Source organism: Xanthomonas sp. DAR 34887, from assembly GCF_041245805.1.
Classification (GTDB): domain Bacteria; phylum Pseudomonadota; class Gammaproteobacteria; order Xanthomonadales; family Xanthomonadaceae; genus Xanthomonas_A; species Xanthomonas_A tesorieronis.
In genome coordinates this window covers 3,657,174-3,670,581 of the sequence record NZ_CP162490.1, presented here as the reverse complement: position 1 = coordinate 3,670,581, position 13,408 = coordinate 3,657,174, and the positions used below count along the sequence as shown (strand labels likewise).

General features: G+C 67.2%; 12 protein-coding genes. 8 read left to right on the top strand and 4 right to left on the bottom strand.

Annotation, left to right across the window (positions count from 1 at the left end):
- Positions 1-30 precede the first annotated feature (30 nt).
- From cyoA to cyoD, 4 genes are read left to right on the top strand one after another with little or no spacing between them, the layout of a single operon-like run.
- Entirely contained in the window at positions 31-972 is a 942-nt protein-coding gene (gene cyoA / locus AB3X08_RS15390; protein ID WP_369933654.1) for a ubiquinol oxidase subunit II, read from the top strand.
- Positions 972-2,972: a cytochrome o ubiquinol oxidase subunit I gene (gene cyoB, locus AB3X08_RS15385; RefSeq protein WP_369933652.1), complete on the top strand. Its 2,001-nt coding sequence runs from the start codon at positions 972-974 to the stop codon at positions 2,970-2,972. Before cyoA ends, cyoB begins: the two co-directional genes overlap by 1 nt.
- Positions 2,973-2,975: 3 nt before the next feature.
- Positions 2,976-3,602 (top strand): cytochrome o ubiquinol oxidase subunit III, encoded by a 627-nt coding sequence (gene cyoC / locus AB3X08_RS15380; protein ID WP_369933650.1) that lies wholly within the window; start codon positions 2,976-2,978, stop codon positions 3,600-3,602.
- Positions 3,602-3,940, top strand: a complete 339-nt coding sequence (gene cyoD, locus AB3X08_RS15375; protein WP_369933649.1) for a cytochrome o ubiquinol oxidase subunit IV — start codon at positions 3,602-3,604, stop codon at positions 3,938-3,940. Before cyoC ends, cyoD begins: the two co-directional genes overlap by 1 nt.
- A gap of 143 nt (positions 3,941-4,083) precedes the next feature.
- Here the strand turns inward: cyoD and AB3X08_RS15370 are convergent, their stop codons facing one another.
- Together AB3X08_RS15370 and AB3X08_RS15365 are read right to left on the bottom strand one after the other, a co-directional pair.
- Positions 4,084-4,542 carry a VOC family protein gene (locus AB3X08_RS15370; protein WP_369933647.1) on the bottom strand — a complete coding sequence of 153 codons (459 nt, stop codon included), beginning with the start codon at positions 4,540-4,542 and terminating at the stop codon, positions 4,084-4,086.
- Between the two features lie 199 nt (positions 4,543-4,741).
- Entirely contained in the window at positions 4,742-5,185 is a 444-nt protein-coding gene (locus tag AB3X08_RS15365; RefSeq protein ID WP_369933645.1) for a MarR family winged helix-turn-helix transcriptional regulator, read from the bottom strand.
- Between the two features lie 125 nt (positions 5,186-5,310).
- Here AB3X08_RS15365 and AB3X08_RS15360 point away from each other — a divergent pair, with 125 nt between their 5' ends.
- The 4 genes from AB3X08_RS15360 (at position 5,311) to AB3X08_RS15345 (ending at position 10,304) form a co-directional block, all read left to right on the top strand.
- Positions 5,311-6,102, top strand: a complete 792-nt coding sequence (locus tag AB3X08_RS15360; protein ID WP_369933643.1) for an SDR family oxidoreductase — start codon at positions 5,311-5,313, stop codon at positions 6,100-6,102.
- A gap of 209 nt (positions 6,103-6,311) precedes the next feature.
- Positions 6,312-8,201 (top strand): M61 family metallopeptidase, encoded by a 1,890-nt coding sequence (locus tag AB3X08_RS15355; protein ID WP_369933642.1) that lies wholly within the window; start codon positions 6,312-6,314, stop codon positions 8,199-8,201.
- Positions 8,202-8,447: 246 nt separating this feature from the next.
- Positions 8,448-9,833 (top strand): DNA repair protein RadA, encoded by a 1,386-nt coding sequence (gene radA / locus AB3X08_RS15350; RefSeq protein ID WP_369933640.1) that lies wholly within the window; start codon positions 8,448-8,450, stop codon positions 9,831-9,833.
- 84 nt (positions 9,834-9,917) lie between these two features.
- On the top strand, positions 9,918-10,304 hold the full coding sequence (locus AB3X08_RS15345) for a DUF805 domain-containing protein (protein ID WP_369933638.1): 387 nt from the start codon (positions 9,918-9,920) through the stop codon (positions 10,302-10,304).
- Between the two features lie 290 nt (positions 10,305-10,594).
- Here AB3X08_RS15345 and AB3X08_RS15340 read toward each other — a convergent pair whose 3' ends face one another.
- A complete protein-coding gene (locus AB3X08_RS15340) occupies positions 10,595-11,899 on the bottom strand; it encodes a jacalin-like lectin (RefSeq protein ID WP_369933637.1) in 1,305 nt (434 codons plus the stop codon).
- A 127-nt stretch (positions 11,900-12,026) separates the two neighbouring features.
- Complete coding sequence (locus AB3X08_RS15335; RefSeq protein ID WP_369933635.1) at positions 12,027-13,328, bottom strand: histidine-type phosphatase; 1,302 nt, start codon at positions 13,326-13,328, stop codon at positions 12,027-12,029.
- Positions 13,329-13,408 lie beyond the last annotated feature (80 nt).

Below are 13,408 nucleotides of genomic sequence, written 5' to 3'. Positions count from 1 at the left end.
TCCGCATCCCCTACGCAATTGGATCGTTCGATGATTCCGTTGAAACAACTCCGGCGCTCGCTGCGCTCCGGTCTGTTGCTCCTGCCTGCGCTGCTGCTGGCGGGGTGCGACGCGGCCATCCTCAACCCCAAGGGGCAGATCGGCCACGACGAAAAGACGTTGCTGATCACCTCGGTGGTGCTGATGCTGCTGGTGGTGGTCCCGGTCATCGTGATGACCCTGGCCTTCGCCTGGCGCTACCGCGCTTCCAACACCAAGGCCCGCTACGAGCCGAACTGGTCGCATTCCACCGCGATCGAGGTGGTGGTGTGGTCGATCCCGTGCATGATCATCCTGGTGCTGGCGGTGCTGACCTGGCGCTCCTCGCATGAGCTGGATCCGTACAAGCCGCTGGATTCCGACGTCAAGCCGATCACCATCGAAGCGGTGGCGCTGGACTGGAAGTGGATGTTCATCTATCCGGAGCAGGGCATCGCCACGGTCAACGAGATCGCGTTCCCGGTGGATACGCCGCTGAACTTCAAGATCACCTCCGATACGGTGATGAACTCGTTCTTCATCCCGCACCTGGGCACGCAGATCTACGCGATGGCCGGCATGGAGACCAAGCTGCACCTGATCGCCAACGAGCCGGGCGAGTACTTCGGCCTGTCGGCGAACTACAGCGGCCACGGCTTCTCGAAGATGGGCTTCGCCGCGCACGCCACCGACCAGGCCGGCTTCGACGCCTGGGTGGCCAAGGTCAAGGCCGCGCCGAAGGCGCTGGACCAGGCCGAGTTCCAGATCCTGGCGGCCAACCGCAACGACAAGGCGCAGTACCCGGTGACCTACTACTCGTCGGTGCAGGACGGCATGTTCAAGTCGTTGCTCGACAAATACATGATGGGCAAGGGCCACAAGATGGAAGGCCACGACGCCCATCCGGCATCGGCTACCGAGCCGGTCGCCATGTGCACTTCTGGAGACAAGTGATGCTAGGCAAACTCACGCTCGAGGCGGTTCCGTACCACGAGCCGATCATCATGGGCGCCCTCGGCGGTGCCGGCCTGCTCGGCCTGCTGGTGGTCGCCGCGGTCACCAAGTACAAGCTGTGGGGCTATCTCTGGAAGGAGTGGTTCACCTCGGTCGACCACAAGCGCATCGGCGTGATGTACATCCTGGTGGCGCTGGTCATGCTGCTGCGTGGCTTCGCCGACGCGGCGATGATGCGCACCCAGCAGGCGATCGCGCACGGCGGCAACGAGGGCATCTTCCCGCCGCACCACTACGACCAGATCTTCACCGCGCACGGCGTGATCATGATCTTCTTCATGGCCATGCCGTTCATGACCGGCCTGTTGAACCTGATCGTGCCGCTGCAGATCGGCGCGCGCGACGTGGCGTTCCCGTTCCTGAACTCGCTGAGCTTCTGGCTGTTCGTGGCCGGCGCGGCGCTGGTCAACATCTCGCTGGGCGTGGGCGAATTCGCCCAGACCGGCTGGCTGGCGTATCCGCCGCTGTCGGGGCTGGAATACAGTCCCGGGGTCGGCGTGGACTACTACATCTGGGCCTTGCAGATATCGGGTCTGGGCACATTGCTGACCGGCATCAACTTCTTCGTGACGATCATGCGCATGCGCACGCCGGGCATGACCCTGATGCGCATGCCGATCTTCACCTGGACCGCGCTGATCACCAACATCCTGATCATCGCCGCGTTCCCGATCCTGACCGTGGCGCTGGCGCTGCTGGGTGCCGACCGTTATCTGGGCACGCACTTCTTCACCAACGACGGCGGCGGCAACGCCATGATGTACGTCAACCTGATCTGGATCTGGGGCCACCCGGAAGTCTATATCCTGATCCTGCCGGCGTTCGGCATCTTCTCCGAACTGATCGCCACCTTCAGCCGCAAGCGCCTGTTCGGCTACACCTCGATGGTCTATGCGACCTCGTGCATCGGCGTGCTGTCGTTCATCGTGTGGCTGCACCACTTCTTCACGATGGGCTCGGGCGCCAACGTCAACGCCTTCTTCGGCATCACCACGATGATCATCTCCATCCCCACCGGGGTGAAGATCTTCAACTGGCTGTTCACCATGTTCCGCGGCCGGGTGCGCATGACCGCGCCGGTGCTGTGGACGATCGGCTTCATCATCACCTTCACCATCGGCGGCATGACCGGGGTGATGCTGGCGATCCCGGCGGTGGACTTCGTGCTGCACAACAGCCTGTTCCTGATCGCGCACTTCCATAACGTGATCATCGGCGGCGTGGTGTTCGGCTACCTGGCCGGCCTGACCTACTGGTTCCCGAAGGCGTTCGGCTTCAAGCTCAACGAGACGCTGGGCAAGGCCTCGTTCTGGTGCTGGATCATCGGCTTCTTCATCGCCTTCATGCCGCTGTACGTGCTCGGCTTCATGGGCATGACCCGGCGCATGAACAGCTACAACCATCCGGAGTGGGCGCCGTGGCTGATGGTGGCCGCGGCTGGCGCGGCGATCATCGGTATCGGCATCTTCCTGAACCTGGTGCAGATCGGCTACAGCGTCTGGAAGCGCAAGGACAACCTGGACCTGACCGGCGACCCGTGGGATGGCCGCACGCTGGAGTGGGCCACGTCCTCGCCGCCGCCGTTCTACAACTTCGCGGTGCTGCCACACATCGACGACCGCGACCAGTTCTGGGAAGACAAGCTCAAGGGCAAGGGCTGGACGCGTCCGGCCAAGTACGAACCGATCCACATGCCGCGCAACACCGCGGCCGGGGTCTGGATCGGCGCCTTCAGCGTGGTGCTGGGCTTCGGCTTGATCTGGCACATCTGGTGGATGGCGATCATCGGCCTGGTCGGCATGATCGGCAGCTTCATCGCGCGCACGTTCGACGACGATGTCGATTACTGGGTGCCGGCAGAAGAAGTGGAACGCATCGAGAACGCGCGTTTCGCCCTGCTGGAACAGCAACACGCGGCCAACGCCGCAAAGGCGGTCTGAACCATGGCTTCCACGACGCTCGATCCCCACGCCGCCCACGCGGGCGGCCATGACCACGACCACGAACATCACGACGCGGGCGGCAACACCGTCTTCGGGTTCTGGGTCTACCTGATGAGCGACTGCCTCATCTTCGCCGGCCTGTTCGCGACCTACGCGGTGCTGGCCGGCGCGACGGTGGACGGACCCACCGCCAAGGAACTGTTCGACCTGAAGTTCGTGCTGGTGGAAACTTTCCTGCTGCTGTTCAGCAGCCTGAGCTTCGGCCTGGCGATGATCTCCGCGCACAAGCGCAGCCTGGGCGGCATGTACGGCTGGCTGGCGGTCACCGCGGCGCTGGGCCTGGGCTTCCTGGGCATGGAAATCTACGAGTTCCACCACCTGATCGAAGAGGGCGCCGGTCCCGGCCGCAGCGCGTTCCTGTCCGCGTTCTTCACCCTGGTCGGCACCCACGGCCTGCACGTGGCCTCGGGCCTGCTGTGGATGGCGGTGCTGGTGATCCAGATCGCCAAGAACGGCCTGACCCCGCGCAACGCGACCCGTCTGGCGTGCCTGAGCCTGTTCTGGCACTTCCTGGACGTGATCTGGATCGGCGTGTTCACCATCGTCTACCTGCTGGGAGCGCTGTAATGGCCAACCACTCTTCTTCCGACGCACACGCCGAGCACTCGCACGGCGGCGGGCTGAAGTCCTACCTGATCGGCTTCGTGATGGCGGTGATCCTCACCGTGATCCCGTTCGCCATGGTCATGAGCGGCGCCTTCCCCAAGGGCGTGACCGTCATCGTCATCGCGGTGCTGGCCGCGGTGCAGATGCTGGTGCACCTGATCTACTTCCTGCACATGGACCGCTCCGCCGAGCAGCGCTCCAACGTGCACGTGGGCCTGTTCTCGCTGCTGATCATCGGCATCGTGGTGGTCGGCTCGCTGTGGGTCATGCACAACCTCAACGTCAACATGATGCATTGAGGGCGGGACAGCCGCTGCATCGAACGAGGCTGCCTTCGGGCGGCCTCGTTCGTTCAGGGCGCATGCGGCGGCGACGTATGGGCGTGGTGGCAGGCGCGCCGGCACGCTGTCGGCGCCGACAACGCGCCGATGCAGTCCGCGCGCTAGGGCGATGCTTCCGCCTTCGGCTGCCACAGTTCGATCTTGGTGCCGTCCGGATCGACGATCCAGGCGAATCTCCCGCTGGGATCGTCGTCGTCGCGCTTGAGCACCGCCACGCCGCTGGCCTCCACCTTCTTGAGGACAGCGTCGAGGTCGTCCACCGCGAAATTGAGCATGAACTCCCGTTTCGACGGCGCCATGTAGTCGCTGTCGCGGGCGAACGCGTTCAACGCCAGCACCGGCGGATGCCCAGGGGCGTCGTAGGGCAACGCCGCGCCGCCCCAGGGTTCGATGCGGATTCCCAGGACGTCGCGGTACCACGTCATCAAGGCTTTCGGGTGGTCGCTCTTGACGAAGATGCCGCCGACGCCGGTGACATGGCCCTTGGCCTGGGCATGAAGCCCGGCCGGCGCAAGCGCCATGCCGAGGACGACGATCGCAAACAGGCGGCAGCTCGGCATGGCGATGGATTCCCTGCGGTGTGGGTGGCCCGAGCATAGGCGCTCGCGGTGACCGCTTCAACGCAGGTGGCTGGGCGGCGAGCGGCACGCAGGAGGGATCGAGACGTTGCTCGCGTGCCGGCGCAGTGGGGCGGCGCCGAACTGGCGCAGCCGGTCGGGTGCTCATAAAGTGCGATCGCGCTCGATGCGCGGTTGCGCGTCAGCTCCGCTCGCCCGCGAGCGTTACCGACAGCGCCAGGAGCAGATCCGCCTGCTCGGCGGTGAGGCGATCGAGCAACCGTTTCCTGACCGATGCCGCATGCACCGGCCGTGCCGCGCCCAGCCTGTCGCGCCCGAGCGCGGTGATGGTGACGGTCACCACCCGCGGCTCCGTTTCACGGCGGCCTACGAGGCCGCGCTCCTGCATGCGCGTGAGCTGATGCGATAGCCGGCTCTTGTGCCATCCCATGGAATCGGCGAGCGCCTGCTGGCGCAGCTCGCCCTTGCCCAGGTCCACCAGCCGCGACAGCACGCCGAAGTCGCTGCCGGTCAGCTCGGCGTGGTCGGCCAGATCCTTTTCGACCGCCGCCATCACTGCCTGGCCCATCTGCTTGAACGCATGCCAGAGCGCCAGTTCGCGTTTGGAAAGCTGCGCGTGTTTCATCCGGCGACCATAGGTGGATTTGGTTGACGTGGCAACCTGAGCGGCGTACGTTTGGTTGATGTGACAACCAAGGCCGTGGCCGTTCGAGTCGCGGCGCAGGCCCTGATCTCCTGGAGGCGATGGCGATGCCCGGAACGACGTTCGACGCTGCAGATGTACTGATTACCGGCGGAAGCGACGGCATCGGGCTCGGCCTGGCCAGGCGCTTCCTGGCCGCGGGCGCACAGGTCCTGGTCACCGGCCGCGATGCAGGCAAGCTCGAACGTGCCGCGGCGGCCGCGCCGGGGCTGAAGACCCTGGTCAACGACATCGGCATTCCCGAAGAACGGGAGGCACTTGCGCAGCATCTGCAGGCGCAGCTTCCCGGGCTGCGCGTGATCGTCAACAACGCCGGCATCCAGCGCCGGATCGCGCTCGCCGACGAGCAGGCGCCCTGGCCCGAGCGTCAGCGCGAAATCGACATTCTGTTCGCCGCCCCGGTGCATCTGAACCACCTGCTGATTCCGATGCTGCTCGCACATGGCCGGCCAGGACTCATCGCCAATGTGTCGTCCGGCGGCGGCTTCGTTCCGCAGTCATTCGCGCCGGTCTACAGCGCGTGCAAGGCCGCGCTCCACAGCTACACGACCAACCTCAGGTTCGCGCTTTCCGGGACGCCGGTCAGGGTCGTGGAGATCATCCCGCCCGCCGTCCGGACCGGTCTGATGGCCGCCGGCGTGACCCATGGCGCGGACCTGGACGCGTTCTGCGACGCCATCTTTACCGGACTCGAGGCGGGGCAGGCCGATGAAATCGGCTTCGGGATGACCGCCACCGCGGAGTTCCGACAGCGCCTGGCCGTCGATCGCCACCTGTTCGAGAGCTTCTCGGGGCGCTTTCCTGTGCGTATTGAAGCGCGCGCTCCGCCTTTGCGGTGAGATGGCGTCGGCGTGTTCGCTTGCGCCGCGCGCGCATGGGGGCGGACGATCTGCGCTTACCGCCATGCGCCGCGAGGCATCGCGCCGCGGCGCGTGAGCCGGCGCGGCGGCAAGCGATCGGCACCGAGCATGACCAATGGCATGGAACGCCAGGCGATGGCCGGCATAGGATCAGGGGTTGTCCGTCCGTTGTGCCCACTGGAGATCCCATGACCAAGTCCACCGCCTGGATGGCGCCGTTGCTGCTGGCCGCCACCGCCGCCTTCCAGGCCTCGGCGCAGACCGCGCCGCCGCAGGACGTGCCGTTCGCCGGCACCCTGAAGATCGATGTCGATGCCACCGACCTGGCGCACCGCATCTTCCGCGTGCGCACCACCATCCCGGCCACGCCGGGTCCGATGACCCTGTTGTATCCGCAGTGGATCCCCGGCAACCATTCGCCGACCGGGCCGATCGACAAGCTGGCGGGACTGGTGATCAAGGCCAACGGCCAGGTGCTGCCGTGGAAGCGCGACCAGTTCGACGTGTACGCGTTCAAGGTCGACGTGCCGCAGGGCGCCAGCGAGATCGTCGCCGAATACCAGTTCCTGTCCTCGCAGGGCGACGGCCAGGGCCGGGTGATGATGACCCCGGAAATGCTCAACCTGCAGTGGAACACCACCGCGCTGTACCCGGCCGGCTTTTACGCGCGCAACATCAAGGCGCAGGCCAGCGTGACCCTGCCGCCGGGCTGGAGCTACGCCACCGCGTTGGAGACCGCCGGCCGCGCCGGCGACACGGTGACGTTCAAGCCGATCGACTTCGACGACCTGGTCGATTCGCCGATGTTCGCCGGCAAGTACTACAAGCGCATCGCGCTGGATGCCAGCGGCAAGGCGCCGGTGTACCTGAACGTGTTCGCCGACGAGGCCAAGTCGTTGGAGGCCAAGCCCGAGCAGATCAAGGCGCACGCGGCGCTGGTGCAGCAGATGGACAAGCTGTACGGCGCGCGCCATTTCGACCACTACGAATTCCTGCTGGCGCTGACCGAAAAGCTCGGCGGCATCGGCCTGGAGCATCACCGCTCCAGCGAGAACAGCGGCCCGCTCAATTATTTCACCGAGTGGGACAAGAGCTGGGACCGGCGCGACCTGCTCGCGCACGAGTTCAACCATTCCTGGAACGGCAAGTACCGCCGCGGCGCCGACCTGGCCACGCCGAACTTCAACGTGCCGATGGGCGACAGCCTGCTGTGGCTGTACGAAGGCCAGACCCAGTTCTGGGGCGAAGTGCTGTCCGCGCGTTCCGGCCTGTGGACGCAGAGCCAGGCGCGCGACATGCTCGCCGACGTCGCCGCCACCTACCAGCGCGGCCGCCCCGGCCTGGCCTGGCGCGCGCTGCAGGACACCACCAACGATCCGACCATGTCGATGCGCCGGCCGCGCGCCTACCGCAGCTACCAGATGAGCGAGGACTACTATTCCGGCGGGCAGATGATGTGGCTGGAAGTGGACGCCAAGCTACGCGAGCTCAGCGGCAACAAGCGTTCGATCGACGATTTCGCCAAGGCCTTCTTCGGCATGCACGACGGCGCGTGGGGCGTGAATCCGTATACCTTCGATGACATCGTCGCCACCCTCGATGGCGTGGCCAGGTACGACTGGGCGACGTTCCTGCGCAGCCGCGTCGATGGTCACGATTCGCTGGTCGGCGGCATCGAGGCCAGCGGCTGGAAGCTGGTCTACAGCGACCAGCCGAACGAGGCGATCAAGACCTACGAGGCGACCAAGAAGGGCGTCGGCCTGACCTATTCGCTGGGCCTGAGCCTGGACGACAAGGGCATCGTGCAGGACGTGCTGTGGGACGGCCCTGCGTTCGATGCCGGCATCATTGCCGGCAACAGCGTGGTCGCGGTCAACGGCCGCGAGTACAGCGCCGACACGATCAAGGAGGCGATCACCGCGGCCAAGGGCGGCACCGCGCCGATCGAGCTGCTGGTCAAGCGCGGCAACCGCTACGACACGCTGCGCATCGCCTACCACGGCGGCCTGCAGTATCCGCACCTGGAGCGCATCGCCGGCAAGCCGGACCGCTTGAGCGAGCTGTACAAGGCGCGTTGAGCGGCAGGCCTCGGCGGCGGCTGCGCGCGCACCGCTTTTGTAGGAGCGGCTTCAGCCGCGACAGACACTATCGGTAACGCGCGTCGCGGCTGAAGCCGCTCCTACAGGAGGCGCATGCGGTAGAGGAAACATCGCGCCCCTGACCGCAGCGGCAGCCTCGGCCGCTGCGGCTTTTCTGCATTCCGTCGCGCACCCTGAGACCGGCAGCCACTATGCTGGCGCATTCTGTGAGCGGGCAAGAGCGAGATGGCGAAAGCGAAAACGGCCTATGTCTGCGGCGAATGCGGCGCCGAATACAACAAATGGCAGGGCCAGTGCACCGAGTGCGGGGCGTGGAATTCGCTGAGCGAGATCGTGCTGGAAAGCGCGTCGGCGGCGAAGGCGCCGGCCGCGGCGCGGCGCAGCGGCTGGGCCGGCAAGACCGAGGCGCCGAAGATCACCGCGCTCAAGGACGTGGAGCATCGCGACCAGGCGCGCGTGTCCACCGGCATCGGCGAGTTCGACCGCGTGCTCGGCGGCGGCCTGGCCGAAGGCGCGGTGGTGCTGATCGGCGGCGACCCGGGCATCGGCAAGTCGACGCTGCTGCTGCAGGCGCTGGCGAAGATGGCCAGTACGCTGCCGGTGCTGTACGTGACCGGCGAGGAATCGCTGGCCCAGGTCGCCGGTCGCGCGGTACGCCTGGATCTGCCGCTGGACGGCCTCAACGCGTTGGCCGAGACCGGCGTCGAGCAGATCCTGCAGCAGGCCAGCGCGGCGCAGCCCAGGCTGATCGTGGCCGATTCGGTGCAGACGCTATGGACCGAGTCGCTGACCGCCGCGCCCGGTTCGGTCAGCCAGGTGCGCGAGAGCGCGGCGCGGCTGGTGCGTTACGCCAAGGAAACCGGCACCGCGGTGTTCCTGGTCGGCCACGTGACCAAGGAAGGCGGGATCGCCGGGCCACGCGTGCTCGAGCACATGGTCGATGCGGTGCTGTATTTCGAGGGCGAAAGCGGCAGCCGCTTCCGCCTGCTGCGCGCGTTCAAGAACCGCTTCGGCGCGGTCAATGAGCTGGGCGTGTTCGCGATGGGCGAGAAGGGGCTGAAGGAAGTCTCCAACCCGTCGGCGATCTTCCTGTCCGGCAGCAGCGCCAACCAGCCCGGCAGCTGCGTGATGGTGACCCGCGAAGGCACGCGGCCGCTGATGGTGGAAGTGCAGGCGCTGGTCGATGCCTCGCCGCTGTCCAATCCGCGGCGGGTGGCGGTGGGCCTGGAGCAGAACCGCCTGGCGATGCTGCTGGCGGTGCTGCACCGGCACGGCGGCATCCTGGTCGGCGACCAGGACGTGTTCGTCAACGTGGTCGGCGGCATCCGCGTGCAGGAAACCGCGGCCGACCTGCCGGTGCTGCTGGCGGTGCTGTCCTCGCTGCGCGACAGGCCGCTGGCGGAGAAGACCATCGCCTTCGGCGAGGTCGGGCTGTCCGGCGAGATCCGCCCGGTGCCCAACGGCGAGGACCGGCTGCGTGAGGCGGCCACGCACGGCTTCAAGCGCGCCATCGTGCCCAAGGCCAATGCGCCCAAGACCGGCGTGGTCAAGGGCATGGAAGTGATCGCGGTGGAGCGCCTGTCGCAGGCGCTGGAGGCGGCGAGCGAGTAACCGCGAGCGTTTTCCTGCGGCGGCGTTTATGCCACCATGCCGCCCGCTGCAGTGAGGCAGCGGTTCTAAAAAAAAGGAAACACAATGGAATGGATGTTGATGCCGCTCAAGCGCTACGCGGATTTTTCCGGGCGTTCGCGGCGCAAGGAGTACTGGATGTTCACGCTGTTGAACATCATCGTGATCACCGTGCTGATGATGTTGATGGCGATCGGCGGCGGCGTCGGCGGCCAGAACGGCACCGGTGCGCTGTCGCTGGTGGCGGTGGTGCTGCTGGGCCTGTATTCGCTCGCCGTGCTGGTGCCGTCGATCGCGGTGCAGGTGCGCCGTTTCCACGATCAGGGCAAGTCCGGCTGGTACGTGCTGCTTGGGCTGATCCCCTGGTTGGGCGGCGTGGTGATCCTGGTCTTCATGTTCATGGAAGGCACCAGGGGCGCCAACGCCTACGGTCCGGATCCGAAGCAGGCCTGATCTGCGGCTCGATCCCGCAGCGGCCGGGTCCCGCGACCTGGCCGCTGCCGATGTATTGGCGCGCACGCGCGACGTGCGGTGATGCCGGCATCGAAGCTGGAAATGGCGGCACCCCGATCCGGGGCGTAGCAATGGAACGAATGCGCGCGCAGCGACGCATCGGCGTTGCCGGCATGCCGGCCGCATATGCGGCGCAGAGACAATCCGCATAGTGAAACGGCGCTCGCTGTTGCGAGCGCCGGTCTCGTTTATGCGCGTATGCGCGAACATGGACGATCTGCCGCGGCGCGTCAGTTCTTCCGGTACACCACGCCGAGCTTGTCGATCTCGTCGCCGGCGCGGCCGGTGAAGCCGGCGATGTGCCAGCCGCTGGGCGCGGTCAGCATATAGCTCTCGCTGGTCGGCTTGCCCACCTGCACGCTGCGGCCGCTGCTGGTGCGAAGGCTCAGCGAGAACACGCGGGTGGTGTCGTTGTACTTGCCGACGCTGACGGTGGCCGAGGTCAGCGTTTCGTTGGCACCCAGCGACAGGGTGGTCGCCTGACCGCCGGTGCCGCCGTGCGCGAGCAGCTTGCCGGTGTCCAGGATCGCGCCGACGCTGTCCACGCGCTCGGCGCCGCGCAGGGTCACCCCGCTGAGCGGGCGTGCGCTGGCGCTGTCGGCCAGATCGTTGAACGGCGTGCCGTGCGGGCCGCCGAACTGGTCGCTGGTGCGCACGTCGCTGCCGACCGCCCAGCCGAACTGCGCGTACAGCGGGTAATGGTCGGACAGCGGCTTGCCGGCGCTGTCGTAGAAGTTGCCGGGATCGAGCTGGTAGCGGTTGGCGACCAGGGTCAGCTGCGGCGCATCGCGGTACAGGATTTTGTCGACCACCTCGCAGGCATTGGTCGGCGGCGTGCCGCACAGCAGCGGTTCGGCGCCGGCGGCCGGTGCGCTGCCCTTGACCAGTTCCACCCACGGATCGGTCAGGCCGTTGGCCGCGACCAGGTCGCGGATGTTGTCGTCGGCGCGGGTATAGCGGGTGTTGGAATCCATCATCACCAGTACCGCGTTGCCGGCCGACCAGGTCTGGATGAACTGCGAGAGCTGGCCGATGTTGGCGCGGCGCGCGGACAGGTCGCCGGTTTCGGTGCCGGCGTTGGGATGGGCGTTGTACACGTCCAGCAGCACGCCATCGGCCAGGCGCACGCGCATGTAGCTGAAGCCCTTCGGGGTCAGGCAGTCGGTGCCGTTGCACTGGTTCCACTTGACCCGGGTGAAGTCGCTGAAGGGATAGTTGCTCAGCGTGTTGAGGCCGTCGCCGATGGCGGCGCCGCCGCTGGTGGCGGTGCGGTAGGGATGCGCGTCGCCGGCGTACAGGGTGGCGTGGTAGTTGAAGTCCTCCTGCACGTGGACCAGGCCGTACGGCGCCAGTTTCGGCGCCAGTTGCGCGGTGTTGGCGGATGGGTTGCTGCTGGAAATGCCCTCGGGCAGCCCGGCGACGTTGTAGCTGAGGACGTCGAGCACGCCGGTGTCCGATTGCGCGTGCGCCACGCCGGCACAGGCCAGGCTCGCTCCGATGCCGAAGCTCACGAGGGTACGTAGATGCTGGATCATGAATCGCCTCTTGCGGTGGTGGGAAACAGCGGCTGGCACGGTAGCCAGGGAAGCGGCGCGGGATGCGCCAGCGGCGCCGGACGCGCCGATGCAGCCACGTCGCCGGCCGAGCGCCGGCGGCATGGCGTCATTCGCCGAGGAATTGCGGGTCGATCGCGCTGCCGAACAGCGCCGCCAGGGTCGGCAGCGCACAGTCGTAGTCCGGGGTGGCGCTGCTGCAGCCGGGAATGAACACCGGCGAGGAGAGTGGCGGCGCCTGCAGCGTCAACGCACGTTGTTCGCGCAGCTGCGCCAGGCTCTGCGCGGTGTAGCGCAGGCGGATCACGCGTTGCCCGTCGGCGCGGCGCCAGCGTTCGAACACCAGTGCGCCGCCGGGCACGGTCTGGTCGGGCTGGTAGCCGGGCAATTGCCAGTGCAGATCGAGCATGCCGGCCAGCAGGGTCAGCGTGCCGTCGTGTCCGGATAGCACCACCAGCGGCGCGTCGCTGCCGATCGCTGCCGGATGCGCGGTGCCATCGCTGCCTTGTTGCAGCGTGGCCAGCACGCGTGCGGCCAGCGGCGAACTGGCCATGCGCGCCACCGCCGGCGCGCGCAGCCGCAACGCGAACTCGGCCTGGTGCGGGGCGAATGCACGCAGCAGGCTGGCCTCGTCCAGGCCTTGCCAACCCAGTACGGCGAAGTCCTGTCCATCGGCCCAGCCCATCAGCAGGCTTTCGCTGATGCCGGAGGCCGCCGCCGCCGGGCCTTCGATGCCGGGAATGCCGTCTTCGCTGTCGCCCATTCGTGCGGCCACCGCGTCCAGGCGCTGCTTGCCGGCGTCTGTGTCGGCCGGGCACGGCCGCTGTGCGCACTGCAACAGCAGTTGCTGCAGCGTGTCGATCGCATCGCGCTGCGCCGCATTCCAGGCCGCGGCGTCGCCGCCGATGCGGCCGGCGATGGCCGCGCGCATCAACGCGAGCGCGGCGGGGGTGCGCAAGGCCGGCGCGCCGTCGAACAGCGGATCGGAGGCGCCGTCGGCGACGCTGTGCACCGCGTTCGCGCAACCCGGTGTCAGCGTGCTCGCCAATGCGCGCGCCGAAGCGATGGTACGCTGGGTGCGATTGGCCCAGTAGTAGGCGCCGGCGCAGGCATCGCCGGCGAACAGTCCCTGCGGCGCATAGAGCGCGCGGTAGTAGGCGCCGAACAGCGCTTCCAGGCGCGCGCCGTTCTCGGTCAGGTCACCGGCCGGCACGCCGAAACGCGGCCATGGGCGCGCCGAATAGCGGCCCAGCTGTTCCGGGCTGGACATCGCCGAGCGCACCCCGTGGCGTTTGAGGATCAGCACCTTTTCCAGGATGTCCGACGCTGCTGCGGTTGCGGCGTGCACCGTGGCGAACGGCAGCAGGGCGAGGACGAGCAGGGCGGCGGCGAGGCGAGGAATCGAAGGCATGAGCATGTTCCGGAAGCGGCGGTGCGCAAGCAAGGCGCGAGATGCCGCCGGCTGCTGCACCGCTCGGTGAAGAAGGTCTG